The sequence below is a fragment of the Sphingobacterium sp. BIGb0165 genome (assembly GCF_024810095.1).
Taxonomy (GTDB): domain Bacteria; phylum Bacteroidota; class Bacteroidia; order Sphingobacteriales; family Sphingobacteriaceae; genus Sphingobacterium; species Sphingobacterium detergens.
In genome coordinates this window covers 489,363-507,065 of sequence record NZ_JANUEB010000005.1, presented here as the reverse complement: position 1 = coordinate 507,065, position 17,703 = coordinate 489,363, and the positions used below count along the sequence as shown (strand labels likewise).

At 39.4% G+C, this 17,703-nt stretch carries 17 protein-coding genes and 1 tRNA gene; 8 read left to right on the top strand and 10 right to left on the bottom strand.

Going from position 1 to position 17,703, the window contains the following annotated elements:
- Positions 1 to 4: 4 nt before the first annotated feature.
- Positions 5 to 574: a UbiX family flavin prenyltransferase gene (locus tag M2408_RS14165; protein WP_120258393.1), complete on the bottom strand. Its 570-nt coding sequence runs from the start codon at positions 572 to 574 to the stop codon at positions 5 to 7.
- Positions 575 to 920: 346 nt separating this feature from the next.
- On the opposite strand from M2408_RS14165, the gene M2408_RS14160 reads away from it, so the two are divergent.
- Entirely contained in the window at positions 921 to 1,571 is a 651-nt protein-coding gene (locus M2408_RS14160; RefSeq protein ID WP_259182852.1) for an ankyrin repeat domain-containing protein, read from the top strand.
- Here the strand turns inward: M2408_RS14160 and M2408_RS14155 are convergent.
- Together M2408_RS14155 and ribD are read right to left on the bottom strand one after the other, a co-directional pair.
- Positions 1,568 to 2,851 (bottom strand): DUF2851 family protein, encoded by a 1,284-nt coding sequence (locus M2408_RS14155; protein ID WP_120258395.1) that lies wholly within the window; start codon positions 2,849 to 2,851, stop codon positions 1,568 to 1,570. The two genes, M2408_RS14160 and M2408_RS14155, sit on opposite strands and share 4 nt — an antisense overlap.
- A gap of 71 nt (positions 2,852 to 2,922) precedes the next feature.
- Complete coding sequence (gene ribD, locus M2408_RS14150) at positions 2,923 to 3,966, bottom strand: bifunctional diaminohydroxyphosphoribosylaminopyrimidine deaminase/5-amino-6-(5-phosphoribosylamino)uracil reductase RibD (RefSeq protein WP_259182849.1); 1,044 nt, start codon at positions 3,964 to 3,966, stop codon at positions 2,923 to 2,925.
- 33 nt (positions 3,967 to 3,999) lie between these two features.
- Here ribD and prmC point away from each other — a divergent pair, with 33 nt between their 5' ends.
- From prmC to M2408_RS14125, 5 genes are all read left to right on the top strand, one after another.
- The gene (gene prmC, locus M2408_RS14145) at positions 4,000 to 4,860 is read left to right on the top strand and encodes a peptide chain release factor N(5)-glutamine methyltransferase (RefSeq protein ID WP_259182847.1); all 861 of its coding nucleotides are present in this window, start codon (positions 4,000 to 4,002) and stop codon (positions 4,858 to 4,860) included.
- A 118-nt stretch (positions 4,861 to 4,978) separates the two neighbouring features.
- A tRNA-Lys gene (locus tag M2408_RS14140) sits at positions 4,979 to 5,051 on the top strand.
- Positions 5,052 to 5,737: 686 nt separating this feature from the next.
- Positions 5,738 to 6,781, top strand: a complete 1,044-nt coding sequence (locus tag M2408_RS14135; protein ID WP_167457209.1) for a LacI family DNA-binding transcriptional regulator — start codon at positions 5,738 to 5,740, stop codon at positions 6,779 to 6,781.
- An 89-nt stretch (positions 6,782 to 6,870) separates the two neighbouring features.
- A complete protein-coding gene (locus tag M2408_RS14130; RefSeq protein ID WP_259182840.1) occupies positions 6,871 to 8,181 on the top strand; it encodes a Gfo/Idh/MocA family protein in 1,311 nt (436 codons plus the stop codon).
- Positions 8,182 to 8,194: 13 nt separating this feature from the next.
- Positions 8,195 to 8,947, top strand: coding sequence for a DUF1080 domain-containing protein (locus tag M2408_RS14125; protein WP_259182838.1), 753 nt, complete (start codon positions 8,195 to 8,197; stop codon positions 8,945 to 8,947).
- 105 nt (positions 8,948 to 9,052) lie between these two features.
- Here M2408_RS14125 and M2408_RS14120 read toward each other — a convergent pair whose 3' ends face one another.
- Genes M2408_RS14120 through M2408_RS14105 form a run of 4 tightly spaced genes read right to left on the bottom strand, consistent with a single transcriptional unit; the run spans position 9,053 to position 11,930 of the window.
- A complete protein-coding gene (locus tag M2408_RS14120; protein ID WP_259182836.1) occupies positions 9,053 to 9,898 on the bottom strand; it encodes a hypothetical protein in 846 nt (281 codons plus the stop codon).
- 8 nt (positions 9,899 to 9,906) lie between these two features.
- On the bottom strand, positions 9,907 to 10,278 hold the full coding sequence (locus tag M2408_RS14115; RefSeq protein WP_120258402.1) for a GntR family transcriptional regulator: 372 nt from the start codon (positions 10,276 to 10,278) through the stop codon (positions 9,907 to 9,909).
- A gap of 1 nt (position 10,279) precedes the next feature.
- Positions 10,280 to 11,095: a hypothetical protein gene (locus tag M2408_RS14110; RefSeq protein WP_259182833.1), complete on the bottom strand. Its 816-nt coding sequence runs from the start codon at positions 11,093 to 11,095 to the stop codon at positions 10,280 to 10,282.
- On the bottom strand, positions 11,079 to 11,930 hold the full coding sequence (locus M2408_RS14105; RefSeq protein ID WP_259182832.1) for an ATP-binding cassette domain-containing protein: 852 nt from the start codon (positions 11,928 to 11,930) through the stop codon (positions 11,079 to 11,081). The genes M2408_RS14110 and M2408_RS14105 overlap by 17 nt, the downstream gene beginning before the upstream one ends.
- A gap of 746 nt (positions 11,931 to 12,676) precedes the next feature.
- Between M2408_RS14105 and M2408_RS14100 the strand changes: the two genes are divergently transcribed.
- A complete protein-coding gene (locus M2408_RS14100; protein ID WP_259182831.1) occupies positions 12,677 to 13,150 on the top strand; it encodes a hypothetical protein in 474 nt (157 codons plus the stop codon).
- On the opposite strand, the gene M2408_RS14095 is transcribed toward M2408_RS14100, so the two are convergent.
- The 3 genes from M2408_RS14095 to M2408_RS14085 are packed head-to-tail and all read right to left on the bottom strand — an operon-like array spanning position 13,151 to position 15,931.
- The gene (locus M2408_RS14095) at positions 13,151 to 13,927 is read right to left on the bottom strand and encodes an enoyl-CoA hydratase/isomerase family protein (protein WP_259182829.1); all 777 of its coding nucleotides are present in this window, start codon (positions 13,925 to 13,927) and stop codon (positions 13,151 to 13,153) included. It abuts the gene before it with no gap.
- Positions 13,928 to 13,936: 9 nt separating this feature from the next.
- Positions 13,937 to 14,776 carry a hydroxymethylglutaryl-CoA lyase gene (locus M2408_RS14090; RefSeq protein WP_259182828.1) on the bottom strand — a complete coding sequence of 280 codons (840 nt, stop codon included), beginning with the start codon at positions 14,774 to 14,776 and terminating at the stop codon, positions 13,937 to 13,939.
- 6 nt (positions 14,777 to 14,782) lie between these two features.
- Complete coding sequence (locus tag M2408_RS14085; RefSeq protein ID WP_259182826.1) at positions 14,783 to 15,931, bottom strand: acyl-CoA dehydrogenase family protein; 1,149 nt, start codon at positions 15,929 to 15,931, stop codon at positions 14,783 to 14,785.
- Positions 15,932 to 16,084: 153 nt separating this feature from the next.
- On the opposite strand from M2408_RS14085, the gene M2408_RS14080 reads away from it, so the two are divergent.
- Entirely contained in the window at positions 16,085 to 17,692 is a 1,608-nt protein-coding gene (locus M2408_RS14080) for an acyl-CoA carboxylase subunit beta (RefSeq protein WP_259182823.1), read from the top strand.
- Positions 17,693 to 17,703: the final 11 nt, after the last annotated feature.

Below are 17,703 nucleotides of genomic sequence, written 5' to 3'. Positions count from 1 at the left end.
TTCATTATGAATTTTCTCCCCACTGATAATGTTTAAAATCAAATCCCGCTAAACTTAAAATTCGATCGACCACTGTCTCAGCCAACTCCTCTAAAGTTTTTGGAAGGCTATAGAAAGATGGAGAAGCAGGACAAATAATTCCACCAGCTTCCGTAACCAGCTTCATATTCTGAATATGGATAATACTTAATGGTGTCTCCCTTGTAACCAAAATAAGCTTCCGTCTTTCCTTTAACATTACATCCGCTGCACGGGTAGTAAGATCTGAAGAAGTTCCATAAGCAATTCTTGATAAGGTTCCCATAGAACAAGGACAGACAATCATGGTGTCAAAACGCGCCGAACCCGATGCAAATGGTGCAAAAAAGTCATTTTTATCGTAGAACTTGAAAGGCACATCTTGATAGCTCTCGTCGCCCAATTCGGCCCGCCACACATCCTTCGCATTATTAGACATCACGATACCAACCTCAGCTAGCTGAGATTTTAGTGAATTCAGTTTTTCCAGCAACAACTTCGCATATATAGAGCCGCTAGCTCCTGTAATAGCAACAACAATTTTTCTTTTGGACATTTCCTTTAAATATAAAACAAAGCTATAAAAAAAGGGTCGAAGTGAGAAACACTCGACCCTACATCTACCTATGAAAAACATGCCCTTGGGAGGGGCTTAACAAAAGTACATCTACTTTTTAATTTTCAAAAATATTATATGAATTACTACACATTTGTGTATATAAATTTTCAAAAAATGCCCTTTTCAATCCTATTCCCATCCCAATTCTTCTAAAAATTTATATCCCCGGCCATTTTTCTGCCATTTATAGCAGGCTGATCTAGGAAATAAATTCGCTATTCAAACAGTTATTTTCATTAATAAAACCTATTTTAGTAGAAGAGTTACGCAATTATATTTGAAAATGAATCTTTCTGTTTTAGAACAATATATTGAAGAAGGAAAAAGTCACGACATCGATCTATTATTGATCGGAAACCCTGAATTATTACAAGAAACTACCAGTCATGGCATTTCCCCCTTATTATTAGCATGTTATTATAACAAACCACAAATTATCCGGATACTTTTACAACACACCAAGTCGATGACCATCCATGAGGCTTGTGCTGCAGGATTAACCGCATACGTGGAAGCAATTATCCAACAAGCCCCATCTGTTGTCAACGAATGGTCTTCCCATGGTTTTACACCGTTGACACTAGCGACCTATTTCAACAAAGCTGATATCGTCCGTCTATTATTATCCAAGAAGGTAAACCCAAATGTCGCCATTAGAAACGAACAGCTTGCTTCCCCCCTACATATTGCTGCATCAAATAATAATGAGGAAATCGGTAAAATGCTTATTGAAGCCGATGCTGATGTTAATGCAGTCCAAGCAACAGGTGAAACTGCACTACATTTTGCTGCCCAACACGGAAATATCGACTTCATTGTAGCCTTATTGGAATTCGGTGCAGACACCCAAATTGTCAACTTAGCGGGATTTACACCAGCAAACCTCGCTTTGCAAAAAGGATATAAAGAAATCGCCGAAATACTGGCAAATTAACCGCTTCGCAAAATTTCGGCACCAATCCTACAATGAAGACATTGCTTCTTGTCGCAGTATAATTTCTTCAACTGTAATATTGCCTGGCTCTGAGAGGCATTTTCGGCAGCCCATTCGAATTCTTCAAACCGTTTTACGATCGTATTTTTTTCAGCAGGTAGCGTCTCCATAAAGTGGATAGCTTTGTCGATATATTTCTCTATCCCATAGTATTTCCCATAAGCAAAAAGAAAGAGCACTACCGCATTGACAAGGAGAATATCGATGGTACCCTTTCCTATTTTCCCGGAATGTTCACTGGACGTATTTCCTCCTAATGAAAAACGACACTTCCAGTATTCATTTAACGGTTCTATACCAAACAACGATCTTGCATCCTCCACATTCTCCAAGCTTAAAACCGTTGAAAGACTCAATGATTTCTGACTAAACAATGTAACCAACTGCGCGATTCGAAGTTCAGGAAAATTATAAGGTCTCATTCTCAACTTTTTCCATCCCCCGTTTACCACCGCAATTTTATGAACACGCTGCTGATAAATAAACTCTTCATAGAGTAAATTAGTATATTCATCATCTCCTTCACTGAGTAAAAAGCCACCCGTTCCAAAAAAAATCGCTTCGATCTTCAATATATCAGAACGATATTTATGTAATAAGGGCAATGGAAGCTTCTCTCCAAGCTCCTGAAATACTTCAGCATTCACCTTTAGCCCCATGCATCTACACAGCCAGATCCAGAAAACCTTCTCCCAATCATTTTCATAATCATCCAACAAATCAAAGATCACCTGAACTTTCATTTCCAAGCGCTCATAAGATAAGGCATCCAACCACATCGTCTTCTTTAACGAATCAACAGAACTAAGCTGCGATTGACAAGGAATCCAATTTGTCGCATTCATCATCGTCGAATATTTATTGAGTAAATGTGGATCTACATATTCCGAAAGCAAGATCGTCGGAATAACACTTCCATCCCTGCGGTGTATGATTTTATCATTTATCCAAACAACATGAAGTATGACATTATTATAAGCAACATCTTCCTGATGCTGGTGTCGATCCCAGTCCGACGAACGAATATGGACTTCAATATTTCCATGCCATTCCTTGTCTCCAAGTGTAACATGAGCCATTAAAAAATCTGGTCCTGCGTTCAGGTTATGCTGACCAAGGTTTATCACAGTCAACGGCTCTCCATCACTAGATAGCAATCCTATTGTATTGAATAGCCGTAGTTTCCAGATAAACTGCATTAAGTTTTCTGTAACCACCATAATTGTATTCTAAAAAATTAGATCCTGCAGATCAAAGGTTTATAATTTCCTAAATATACAATTTATCGGGATCATTTCACATAAACCACAAGCAAATCATTGGAAATCATTTGCTTTTCAAGAATCCTGCCATTCAATTTTGGAGCAGGTACACCAGTATGCAATTCTGTCTCAGATTGAAATACCCGTGCTTCATCCCAGAGACCAGCATCAATAAATGTTTGTAAGGTCTTCGCTCCGCCTTCAATGATAATAGATTGCACATCCATCAGGTACAATTGATAAAGAATACTTTGTGGTAAATATAGACCATAGTTTTCAAGTTCAATATGTTTAATATGGCCTTGCCAGTCAGTTTTTTTTGCATTAAAAACAATGGTATCAGCTTTTTCATCAAAAATCTTAGCCTCCGGTGAAATGACTAAATCTCGATCAATCAACACACGGATTGGATTTTTACCTTTCCAATGCCTAACGGTCAAACTGGGATTGTCAATCCGGACAGTATTTGTTCCCACTAAAATTGCATCCTCTTCTGCGCGCCAACGATGAGTCAATTGTTGACTAGCGGCGTTACTAATCCAAACCTGTTTATCCTCTTGACCTATTAAGCCATCTTTAGATTGGGCCCATTTTAAAATAACATAAGGGCGATGTTGGCTAATTCGTGTAAAAAAACGGCGGTTGAGCCAGATCGCTTCTTTCTCTAAAAGTCCAATTTCAACTTCAATACCAGCCTCTTTTAATATTTCAACACCTTTCCCATTGACCTTTGCATAAGGATCCAAACAAGCTACAAAAACCTTCAGCGGTTTAAGATCAGCGATCATATTCGCACAAGGAGGTGTTTTACCATAATGTGCGCAGGGCTCAAGGCTCACATAAAATGTACTTGCACCCAATAATTCCCTCGCAGTATCTCCATACCTGTCCAACACCTGACTTACGGCGTTAACTTCAGCATGAGGACCTCCGTAAGGAGAAGTATACCCCTCGCCTATAATTTGGTCGTCATGAACGATAACTGCACCCACCATGGGGTTTGGGCTGACAGATCCTGCTCCTAGCTGAGCGAGATCCAAGCAGCGTTGCATATATTGCCTGTGCATATTCATAATGCAAATCTATGAAAATCGTACCTTTGACGCATGAGAATACTTCAAGATTTCGAATTAACGTTTCAACACGAATTAAATTCCATCTATGACAAGGAAGAAATAAAATCTATATTTCTACTTATTATGGAAGAACTATTGGGTATAAAAAGAATAGCTTATCAATTGAAAAAAGGTGATTTAGTATCTGAAACGGATGCTATTCGTTTGCTGAACATTGTTCAGGATCTCAAAAAAAATAGGCCTATTCAATATATTTTAAATAAGGCCGATTTCTATGGGGAATTTTTCGAAGTGAATGAATCCGTTCTGATACCGAGACAAGAAACAGAGGAGCTTGTTGATTTGATCATAAAAAAACACGCTAGCTTATCGGGATTAAAGGTCATTGATATCGGAACTGGTTCGGGATGCATTCCTATTATTTTATCAAAGCACCTAAATCAGGCCCAGGTGACCACAGTAGATATTTCCAAAGAAGCCATCAATACCGCCAAAAAAAATGCGCAACGACTAGGGGAAACCATTCATTTCATCAATGCGGATATTCTAGAATGGGATTACGTCTTTTCAGACCAACAATACGATATTATCGTTTCCAATCCCCCCTATATCACGCCAAATGAAAAACAGTACATGCAACAGAACGTATTAGCTTACGAACCTGAGCTCGCTTTATTCATTGAAGAAAGTGCACCATTGATCTTTTATGATGTAATTTCCTCATTTGCATTAAAACATTTGGTACCTAATGGCGATCTTTATTTTGAGATTAATCAATATCTGGGACCGGAAACAAAGGAGCTCATAGAGAAAAAAGGTTTTCATCATGTTCAGCTTATCAAGGATATCAATGGTGCAAATAGGATAATTCATGCAAAAAAGAGGGGCTAGCAAAAAATAATCTTTTTATTTATTAGACAGTTACCGCCGATAAACCAAATTTTAAAACCAATAATTTGGAGCATATAGAAAGAAATTATACCTTTGCATCACTTTCAAAAACAGAAAGGATTCCGTAGCTCAGCTGGTAGAGCAATACACTTTTAATGTATGGGTCCTGGGTTCGAATCCCAGCGGGATCACTAAGAGAAAAGCTAATCGCAAGATTAGCTTTTCTTGTTTAAGGATATAAGGATTCGAAAGAAGGGCTTGACCAAATTAGATCCATCGAATATTCTACAAAGCACACAGAAACCGTGGGACTCAGCTATTCGCAAGATATATTGAAAACTATTTGCAGTTTAAATTGTCGTTATTATATAGAAAACGAATAATTAATACGATCCATTATGAAAAAAATAGTGCCTTTCTCCTTAATGTCAAGTACGCTTTTATTAATGACAAGCTGCTCTGTGATAGAGAGTATTTTTAAAGCCGGTGTTTGGACAGGTATACTCATTGTTGTCGTTGTCGTTGCGCTTGTCATCTGGCTAATCAGCAAGCTTTTCGGCGGGTCCAAATAATACATAGGATCTGGCATCTTTCATGAAAATTGAAAGATGCCAGATCCTATGTTCATGCCCGCGTCACTCTCCTTTTCCCTAGCCCTTCCACCTCAACTCCGGTAAATAAGGCTTTTTACATTGAATTACCGCCGCTTTTTGCAAACCCCATTTGAAAACCTCTTTTTTATGTTATCTTTATAATTTAATAATTCATCATCTGAATACAATTAAACCTGCGAAGCAGCATTCAAAAAAATAATTCTAACCCTATTCAACAGCGAATAGCGGATGGATAATGATAAGAAATGGAGAGGAAAGAGAACATGAAAAGAATTACCTTAAAAGAGATTGGAAAGCAATTAAACCTTTCACCGGGGACCATTTCCAAGGCGCTTAATGATAGTCATGAAATCAGTGCGGAAACAAAAAAAATGATCCTAGCTTACACGCAGAAGATTAACTATATTCCAAACTTTTCAGCCAAAAGCCTAAAAACTGGACGTTCAAATACACTGGCTATTATTGTCCCTTTTATTTCAAGCTCGTTCTTCTTCGATTTCTACGAAGAAATCTCCCTGATATTATCCCAAACAAATTACCAGTTAATCTTACTCCAGACGTTCAACGATGAAAAAAAGGAGAAAGAAGCACTGGAACTCTGCGTACAAAGTAATATCGATGGTATCATCATTTCACCCGTAAAAAACGACTCCAGCTTATCCCTGTTGATGTATATCATGGAGCAGATATGCCCAATCATTATTTTTGACCGAATAAATCATCAACTTAACACCTTTAAAATCGGCATACAAAACAACAAGGTAATCTATCAAGCTACCGAAGAAATGATAAAAAATGGCCGTAAAAACATCATTTTACTGCTATGTAAAGATATCGGAGGTAATGCCAGCAGAATTAAGGGGTACAAAGATGCACTATTCAACTGTTCGATTCCTTATAACGAACAAAATATTGTGGAAATATCTTATTCAAGTCCCAAAGATGATATTGATGAAGAGCTCGAAAGAAAAATAAGCAGCTTATTAAGCAACCCCATACACCCAGATGCACTTCTATCGACCACGGACACTTTATCATTAAAGGTCTTACATATATTAAATAAGTTAGCCGTAAAGATTCCAGAAAACATGAATTTAATCGGCTTCAGCAACACACCTTTTGCGAATAGCTTAAACCCGTCCTTGACAACTATTACCCAACCAACACGTCTTATGGCCGATCGATCTGTAGAACTGTTGTTAGAGATGTTAAAAAATAGAAATAAAAAAAATTATTTCGAATTTGAAACTTACTTTTTAGACTGTAAAATAGAACATCGAAAATCAACTTCTGTATCTCGTGAATAGGCAGTGTCTTTTTAGACCAATATGAAACAAACGTTACATCATTTAACAACTTAACACCATTATATTCATTTATAAACATTAAATACAATATGTCATTCAATTCCGATAACCATCCAGGAAACAACTCAAGGAGATCATTCCTAAAAAAATCCAGTATCATTGCCCTCGGAAGCTCCCTCCCAACCTCTTCGTTGTCCTCCTTTACAAACCAATCAAAAGATCAAATCATTAAAGTAGGACTTATAGGCTGCGGCGGCAGAGGCACTGGCGCAGCGATCCAAGCTTTACAGGCTGATCCAAATTGTCAAATTACGGCTATGGCAGACGTTTTCCAGGACCGCATGGACGAATCCTATGCCGCTTTGATGGAAGTTCGCCCAAAACAGGTAAAAATTGACAAAAACAACAAGTTCTTAGGTTTCGATTCCTTCGAAAAAGTAATCAATAGTGATGTAGACGTGGTATTGTTAACCTCTCCGCCGGCATTTAGACCACTGCATTTAAAAGCTGCTGTTAACGCAAAAAAACATATCTTCTGTGAAAAACCTATGGCCGTTGACGTACCGGGACTACAGAGTGTATTACAGTCGGTAAAAAAAACAAAAGAATTAAACTTATCACTTGTTTCTGGCTTCTGCTTCCGTTATGATCTTCCAAACCGAGCTACATTTACTAAAGTGTTAGAAGGAGCAATAGGCCAGGTAAGATCAGTTAGTACATTTCGCTATGGTGGCGAAGCGACCTATATCGATCCACGTCCAGAATGGAATAAAATGACCCAACAAATGAGAAACTGGTTTTATTACAACTGGCTTTCAGGTGATTTTATCGTAGAACAGGCAGTACACAGTTTAGATATGATGTCTTGGGCCATGGGTGACGTTATGCCTATTTCAGCGATGGGTACAGGCGGCAGACAAGTCCGTGTAGATTCAAAATATGGAAATATCTACGACCATTTTGCGATAGAATTTAAGTACGCAAATGGAGCTATCGGAACACACTTCTGTCGACAACAAGCTGGAGCCACCCCTAGAAACTCAGTAAGCATGTTAGGATCAGAAGGTGCGGCCGAAGTCATCATTGGCGGAAAACATACAATAACTGGAAAAATGGACTGGAATTACACCGGAGCAAAAAACAATATGTACCAAACGCAACATGATGAGTTGTTTGCAGCAATCAGAAGTAACAAACCGATCAATGATGGCGAGTGGATGACCAACAGCACATTGCTGGCTATTTGGGCACGCATGGCAGGCTATACAGGTCAAAACCTAACCTTTGATCAAGTAATAAATTCGAAAGAAAGTCTTGGCCCGGAGTTATCGTCTTATAATTGGGAACTTAACATAGACGGACCTCCTATTGCTACACCTGGAAAGACAAAGTTTAGCTAACCTCCAAAACCTTATGAAAAGACTTATTTATTCTATTTTCAGCATTTTATTGCTTAATAATAGTAACCTCCTAGCCCAAAACAATACCTTATTTAATTTTGGCCAGGAAATCCAATGGGACGATTGGGTATTAAACAAGAAGAACGCAGAAAAAATTCACTGGATTAATGTCAATACAGACCCTGAAACATGGTGTATCGAAAAGGGGAATCTCATTTGCAAGGGAAAACCAATAGGTGTAGTACGCTCTTCAAAACAGTACGAAAACTTTATTATCCATGTCGAATGGAACCATCAATACGCTGGCGGTAATTCAGGAATCTTCGTTTGGTCAGATGCCAAACCTGATCCATCCGGCAGGCTACCTGGAGGCGTAGAAGTACAAATGCTCGAATTGGACTGGGTAAATCAGAATCATATTGATGGCAAACAAGCACCAATTGCCTACGTGCATGGCGAACTATTTGGTGTCGGTGGCGTTACCACAATACCAGACACCCCCCGTGGTACACGTAGCAAATCCATAGAAAACAGAGCTAAAGGGAAAGGCGAATGGAACAAATACACAATCATATGTATTGACGGCACAATCAAATTAGCTGTCAACGGGAAATTTGTCAACGGAATACGCAATTCAACTGTAAAAAAAGGCTACCTCTGCCTCGAATCTGAAGGATCGGAGATTCATTTCCGCAATTTTAAACTGATAGCACTGGAACCGGGCGTCACAAGTGACCAACAGGTCGCAGCGCTTATTAACCCATAGGTCAGGATATACCAAAAAGCTCAAAATTCCAATTGTTTGAATTTTGAGCTTTTACAAAATAAATACCCTTCACAAGACCTTAACAAACAAAATCAGTACGGAAGACTATTTGATCAGATTACGTAATGCATGCACTGGCAAATCAATTTTTGTATCGTTCGACAAACGTCCTTTCAATGTATTCCACTGCAAGCTATCCAGCCGGACAGAAGAAACACCTTCCGTTTTGATATCCAAAACATCGACCCTAGACTTATCCCCTTTTCTATTAAAATAGACCTGCGAATTCTTAACAAGAATATCAGCAATCTTGTAATCAACCCGAGGCAACCCTAGATTGGTGTTGGTGATATCAACGTGTAAATGACTGACAGGTGCCGTATTTTTGTCGTCACGGTAGCCAAAATCATCTATATGCGAATTTGTCAAAACCAAATTAAGCGTATTGATGGTCGTTTCTCCACTTAAAGAAAAATTCTCAACACTGTCACCAACAATAGTGAACTCATCAAGCTTTGCAGAAAACTCGTTCACATCTGCTTTCTCTAATTTTAATATTTTCAGATCCGGCGTAAAAATATAGACTGACTTATAATACTTATCACCACCCTCCAAAAAATCCAGCACCAGAAAACCATCAGCATCTACCTTCGCTTTCACAAAATCCGCCTGGCTCTTATTCACCTTCAGCATAAACTTATCACTTTTCACCACATATAAATTGATCCCCCTGGCATCTGAACCAAGGATCTGCAGTTTATCAAATTTACCTATAGGAAACGACCGAAAATAAACATCTGCCGCACCAGGGTTTGACACCTCCTTTTCCACATTTGCATGATAAACGTTTGCATCTACCCTATTGATCCGAACAAAATAAGAGGCCACCAATGTCGGAACAACAAAAAGGAATATTGCGAGCCCTATCAATAATTTAGTACTTAATTTCATGATTCATTTTAATTAAAATTCTGTTCAACAAACTGTCTGTAACGTTGCTCCAATTCAGTTAGACCAATTTCCAATAAATAAATATTCCGAAAGAACAATGGAAGATCCTCTTCCAAAAAAACCGTCTTCCGGTAAGATTTAACATTCCGGACAGAATCCCCGGTCAAGAAAAAACCGATTCCGCGTTTATTCGCGATAATCTCCTTCTGTTGCAGCATATCATAGGTCCTCATAACTGTATTCGGGTTCACCTCCAATTGAACTGCCAGCTCCCGTACCGAGGGCAACTTGTCGTTCGTTTTCCAGGTTTCCATTAAAATATGATCACATACATATTCCGCAATCTGTAGATAAATCGCTTTGTTGGCATTAAATTCCATATTAAATCTCCTTCTCTTTTAACCTTAAAAAGGCAATCCCCCAGAATATCAATGTGAGCGCTATTCCTGTCATTGTAATTAGCCCAAAGATGTGATTTGAATCTGACCAATAATTATCATCCATGCGCCCCACTGTATTTTCCGTTTGTGTTTTCATGAGATACACAAAAAAAGACATCCAGACCACGCAATAAAGCAACAGTGAGATTGCGGTCTTAATATATTGATAGCTCTTAAAAACAATCCCCCCCAGTAAAAATATAGCATTCAATACGACAGGTAAAAAACAGGCATAATACGCGCCGCTCGGATAATCCACGCTAAAAAAATATTGCCAGAACTCCACCGTAACCTGTTCACCAAGTTCATTTACCTCCGTTCTAACGGAAGGACCAAAACCTCGCAAATAGGAAATGAAGGCTAGATCGATCAGATAATAGATCAGTAGATATGAGCTGATCCCAATGATCACTGTATAGAAAATACCGACCAGAAATTTCTCCAATTGCGAAGCAGGTATCATCAATTCAAAAATAGCTTTTGTCTTACGTCCAAGATCAGCAAAATAACTGCTCGAGATCACAGTCACAAAAAACAATCCCAATACACAGAATAAAGGTGATCTAAAATTCAATATCGAATAAACATTGGCAAAATCATGCTGAAGATGATCATAATTAGTCCCCATATTGAAAGCATAAAAACAAAAGATTACGCCTGCGATTACACCTATTGACATCAGATATATTCGTCCAAAACCAACCCATTGCCTACGGATCAGCGCAAAAAAACGTGTAGTATTAAACAGGTTTGACATATTCATCGACTTTAATGAGGTTTGTAATTTTTTCCTTTTGCTGTAACACCGCATTGAACAACAACTCCAGATCCAGTTTGGAATCTTCAGCAAGCCTATTTGGAAGAATCACATTGAAACCTCCAAGCGCCTCCTCCGCATGCAGCACATCAAAAGATAATTCCTTCATCTTTTTAAAGCAGAGCTTATCGGTAATCAGGTTAACAGGTGCATTCAACGCTACCTTATGCTCATCAAGTAAAATGACCGCATCAATCAGATTATCCAGATCACGTACCTGATGGGTTGAGATAATTACACAACGATCGTCTGTGATGGCCGAAGCCATAATTTTACGAAACTGCGCTTTAGAAGGAATATCTAGCCCATTCGTTGGTTCATCCATGATAATGATTTTCGTATTGGAAGCCAAACCGAAGGAAATAATGTATTTCTTTTTCTGACCATAGCTCATCTCCGCCAATTTTTGTTCTACCGGAATTTCAAATTCTTTGATCAAGCGATAAAAATGTTCCCGGTCAAAATTGGGATAAAACCCAGCATTGGCTTTTAAAAATTGTTCTGATTTTACCGCAGGCAAATAAAACTCCTCCGGAATAAAACTGATCTCCCGCAACAAAGAGGGCTCCCTTCGAGTTGGCTTGTGTCCCAAGACTTCAACCACCCCCGATACTGGATATACTAAGCCGGCAATATTTTTGAGCAAGGTAGACTTACCCGCGCCGTTCTTTCCAAGTAATCCATAGATATGCCCCTGCTTCAAGGTGAGATCCATTTGAAGAAAGAGTGGCCTGGATTTACTATAACTGAAATTTAGATTTTGGATAGTAATCATACTACTGTATTATTTAATTAATACACTAATATAGATACTAATTCCCGATGTTTCCAAAAAATATTTAAAAAAATAAATCTGTAGCCCCTATTTTAAAGGCTATAGGCTCGCGAGATCTGCACCTTATATAATAACTAAGAATCAGCAAAAACAAAAAATAATAAGTTTATATAAAAGCCATATATATACTGATAAAAAGATAATTAAACAAACTAATTATGAAATTCATAATGAAAAAATAAGATCAGAACCCACTATTTTCGCACCTATCTAAAACCGCCGCAACACAAAAAACTTAAAATTAACACCTTGAGGGCACTTTTTTATTCCAACGAAGCGAAGGTACAGCAACTAGCAAAAAGCCTCTCAAATCGCTTAAAAAACACCAAAAACCACACATTACGCACCCTAATCACCAAAGTGAATTAAAATTAGAATCCGCCACCATACTTTTGAGCTAATTTCCCTATACAATCTAGCCAAAAACCGCGTTTGCAGCACTCAGAAACCAATTAACCTTAAGTTAATACCGGGAATATATAGATTTTAAATAATTAATAATCAAAATACTACAAACACTACATAAACAAAAAAATCACATTAAATTCAAGCCTCATTTTTATCATCTTCTCATTCAACGATAGAACTCAGCAATCATTTTTAACCCGAATCTGCTTTGCTGTTGTCACAATAATCAAGTGACTGAAATGTTTTTTAATGTATTTTATGTTCATCTTTGTATCGCTATGACTTCTATTTACGCCTTTATTTTAGCTTTGCATTCCACCTGGCGATGGATTGTTTTGATCATTATTATAGTTAGTTTATTACGTTTTTCCTATCAAAAAAAGAAGAGACTCCCCTTCACCCCTACCGATAATTTCTTAAAAAAGGCGGTCATTATTGCTTTTTATATGCAAGCATTAATGGGTATCATACTCTATATATTAAGTCCGATCACACAATATTTTCTGACACATTTCAAAACAGCTGTACACTTACGACAGATCCGTTTTTTCGGAATGGAGCATAGCAGCATGATGATTCTCGCAGCAATATTTCTGCTCATTGGTAGTCTAAAAAGCAAAAACGCCGATACAGATGATCGACGTTTTAAAATTTTACTCATTTGGTTTGGTCTCGCTTTATTGATCGTATTAAGTTCTATTCCCTGGGAATTTTCTCCATTGACCAGTCGACCAAGCTTCCGTTCTTTTTGATTAGCTATTCTTCCACTCTCCCTTTCGTTTATCACGCATTGCCGCCATCCCTTCTTTGAAGTCGGCTGTCTGACGGAGTTTAGCAAGCTCATCCAAAAGAAACGCATACTTATCCACCAACGAATTTTCTTTCAATTTACGAAGCGCCCCAAAACCCTTTGCGATAGCCAAGGGCGCATTCTCTACAATAGCTCTTTTCAATGCATCTAATTCGGCCTCCTCCGGCTCTAAAATTGCATAAAGCAATTCCTTTTCCAGTGCCTCTTCTGCCGAGAAAGACCGACCTTGAATACAAAGATCCATTGCTTTCCGCTCGGGCATATACTCTAGGAGCAACGCCAATACCTGAAAAGGAAAAAGGCCGATCTTCACTTCCGGTAACGAAAACCGCACCTGCGGCATGGCAAACAAATAAGTGCAGGATAAGGCAATTAAAAATCCACCTGCAATCACATCGCCACGAACGACACATATCGACGGTTTATCTAAATTAGCAAACAGTTCGGCCAGCGATTTCTCGACCTTGGGAATCCGAGGATTAGCCTCATCAACCAACGGATCTTCAAAAGCTTTCAGATCCATCCCGGCACAAAATACGGGCCCTTCAGCTTCAACCTGTATCAAACGAATCTCTGGATCCGCATTAGCCACTGCCAAAGCATAGGCAATCTCACTCACCATGGTCGGACTAAAAGCATTCCTTTTCTCCGATCGCGCCAGCGTCAATATAAACACATGCTGTTCACGTTGCACCTTTATGAAATTCAATTTTTCCATTTATTCTATCTACAAGATCATCTGTCTAAAGCTCTCCTCCAGGGCCATCTTCTCCGTCAAACTCCCCCTATCAAAAAGATCCAGCAAAATTTCTGATGGAATATTTCCAACCAAATCATCTTTGGCAAATGGACATCCACCGTAACCCAATAACGCCCCTTCAAACTTACGGCAGCCTGCATCGTAAGCAGCCTGAACCTTTGCAAGGCTATCTTCCCGCCTAGCATGGAAATGTGCCCCTACAGCGAGCTGCGGATAACGCGTCCGGACAAGACCAAAGAGATCGGCAATCTGCCCAACACTCGCCTCTGAAGTCGTATCCGCCAAAGAAAATTCAGCTACACCAAGCTGCATAAGCCGGTCGATCCATTCTTCAACCAGATCTACTGACCAGGGATCACCATATGGATTACCAAAAGCCATGCTAATATACACTACCAATTTCTTACCATAGGTGTCAGCCAAGGTTTTCATTTCCTTCAATTGCTGATAAGAATCGTCCAGCCCTCTATTTGTATTGCGCAACTGGAATGTTTCTGATATAGAAAATGGATAACCTATAAAATCTATTTTTTCCTCTTGAACAGCCTCTTGAACGCCTCTCAGATTGGCGACAATTGCCAATAACTTTACCCGATCATTCTTCAAAACGCCATTCAGGACTTCTTTTGTGTCAGCCAATTGCGGAACCGCCTTTGGAGAAACAAACGAACCAAAATCAATCACATCAAATAAGCCACTTTCTATCAACGTATTGATATGTTTGACTTTTTTATCTGTTGCAATAAAATTATGTAGCCCCTGAATGGCATCTCGTGGACAATCGACCAATACAACCTGATCTTTCATATTATACTATAAAATATCTTTCTCAATTTCGCGGGCAATCACCATCTTCTGAATACTGGATGTTCCCTCGCCTATTGTACATAGTTTGGCATCACGAAAGAACTTTTCCGCAGGATAATCTTTTGTAAAACCATATCCACCAAAAATCTGTACAGATTCATTTGAAACACTTACTGCCGCCTCAGAAGCATACAGCTTGGCCATCGCACCAATTTTGGATACGCGTTCACCATGATCTTTGAGATACCCCGCCTGACGGGTCAATAGCTCACTCGCCTCTACTTGGGTAGCCATATCTGCCAAGGCGAATGAAACCGCCTGAAAATCGTAAATCTTCTTGCCGAACTGCTCTCTTTCATGTGCATATTTTAACGCACATTCATATGCACCACGTGCAATACCCAAAGAAAGGGCAGCAATAGAGATTCTCCCGCCATCCAAAAGCTTTAGCGCCTGCACAAATCCTTGACCTTCCTCACCGATGAGCTGGTCACGGTGAATCCTACAGTTATCAAAAAATAAACATGCCGTCTCCGAAGCACGCATGCCTAATTTATTCTCTTTTTTTCCTGCAGTAAACCCTGGCATATCCTTTTCGACAATAAAGGCGGACATTCCTTTTTTATCACCCTTTTGCCCTGTCCGAGCGATCACAACAGCGACACTCGAACTAATGGCATGTGTAATAAAATTCTTCGAACCATTCAGCACATAATAATCTCCATCCCTTTCGGCAAAGGTGGTCATACCACCGGCATCCGAGCCTGAGCCAGTCTCCGTGAGGCCCCAAGCACCAATCCATTCCGCAGTAGCCAGTTTCGGAAGATAGCGTTTCTTCTGTTCTTCATTAGCAAAACTCAAAATATGATTGGTACATAATGAGTTATGTGCCGCCACCGAAAGTCCGATCGATCCACAAACTTTGGAGATTTCATCCAGCACGGTGATATACTCCTGATAACCTAGGCCCGAACCTCCGTATTCCTCGGGAACGATAACGCCCATGAAACCATGTTCACCTAATTTTTTAAAAACTTCTATTGGAAATATTTGGGCTTCATCCCATTCCATCACATAAGGTTTGATATGATACTGTGCAAAATCTCGTGCACTCTGTCTGATCATATCCATTTGTTGTTTATTTTCAATAAACATAAGTATGAATATTAAATTTACAATCGGTAATACAATTCAAATATATCAAAATATTTAGGAATAAAATTGCAAATATTTTAAAATTTTATTTTAAATTTATCTAAAAATAAGAAATTCTTAATCATATCGCTTTTTAAACCAGAATTATAAACTATGAAGGAGCTGCTCGCATTACTTCGCCAAAAAAGAGAAAATTTAAAACTCGGTGGTGGCATCGATAAAATCAAAAAATTGAAAGAGAAAGGTAAGCTATCGGCATGGGAAAGAATAGTATACTTACTAGATCCAGACCGGGAATACCTCGAAATAGGCATGTTTGCTGGAGAGGGCATGTACACTGAGCACGGAGGCTGCACGAATGCCGGCTGTGCAGCGGTATTGGGTTATGTTAAATCCAAACTTTGCGTTATCGTTTCCAATGACGCCACAGTAAAAGCTGGAGCCTGGTTTCCGATCTCGGCAAAGAAAAATCTTCGTGCACAGGAAATCGCCATGGAAAACAACCTTCCGATAATATATCTGGTGGATTCCGCGGGCGTTTTTCTACCGATGCAAGATGAAATCTTCCCCGACAAAGAACACTTTGGACGAATATTCCGTAATAATGCACGCATGTCCTCCATGGGTATTCCGCAGATTGCCGCGATCATGGGCAGCTGTGTCGCAGGCGGTGCCTACCTACCCATCATGTCAGACTATGCTTTCATTGTTGAAGGTACAGGATCTGTATTCCTAGCTGGACCCTATTTGGTTAAATCAGCTATTGGTGAAACTGTAGATGCCGAAACACTCGGTGGCGCTTCCACACATTCCGAAATATCGGGTGTCACAGACAACAAATTCCCCGACGATCAAAGTTGCCTCACAGCAATTAAAAACGTAATTGATAAAATCGGCGGGCATGCAAAAGCAAATTTCAATCGAAAGGAAAGCCAGCCTCCAAAAACAGACCCCGAAAAAATTATAGAAATCCTTCCAGAGGATCGAACCAAACCTTACCGTATGCAGGACATCCTCGCTGCGATTGTCGATGCAGAAACACTGGAGGAATATAAACCCGATTACGGCAAAACTATTGTATGCGCACTTGCACGTGTAGATGGATGGGCCGTAGGTATCGTAGCCAATCAACGGGAAATCATTAAAGCAAAGAAACCTGGTAATGCAATGGAAATGCAAATGGGTGGCGTTATCTATAGTGACTCAGCAGACAAAGCCGCACGCTTTATCATGAACTGCAACCAACAAAACATTCCGCTTGTCTTCTTTCAGGATGTCACTGGATTTATGGTCGGTAGCCGATCCGAACAAGGTGGAATTATTAAAGATGGCGCCAAAATGGTCAATGCAATGGCAAATTCCGTCGTACCCAAATTTACGTTCATCGTAGGAAATAGCTATGGAGCGGGAAATTACGCAATGTGCGGTAAGGCTTATGATCCTCGGTTGATTTATGCTTGGCCAAGCGCCCAAATGGCCGTCATGAGTGGCGCCGCGGCCGGCAAAACGCTATTTCAGATCCAGGAATCAGCATTAAAAGCTAAGGGGAAGGAAATCAATGAAGAAGAAAAGAATATACTATTGAAATCCATTGAAGACCGATATAATGAGCAGTTAAGTCCTTATTATGCCGCTGCCCGACTTTGGGTAGATGGAATTATTGCCCCTGATGAAACCAGAAAAGTCATTAGCATGGGAATTGAAGCCGCTAACGAAAAGCCCATTGTCGAGCGATACAATGTTGGGGTAATTCAGGTATAAGTATAATACAA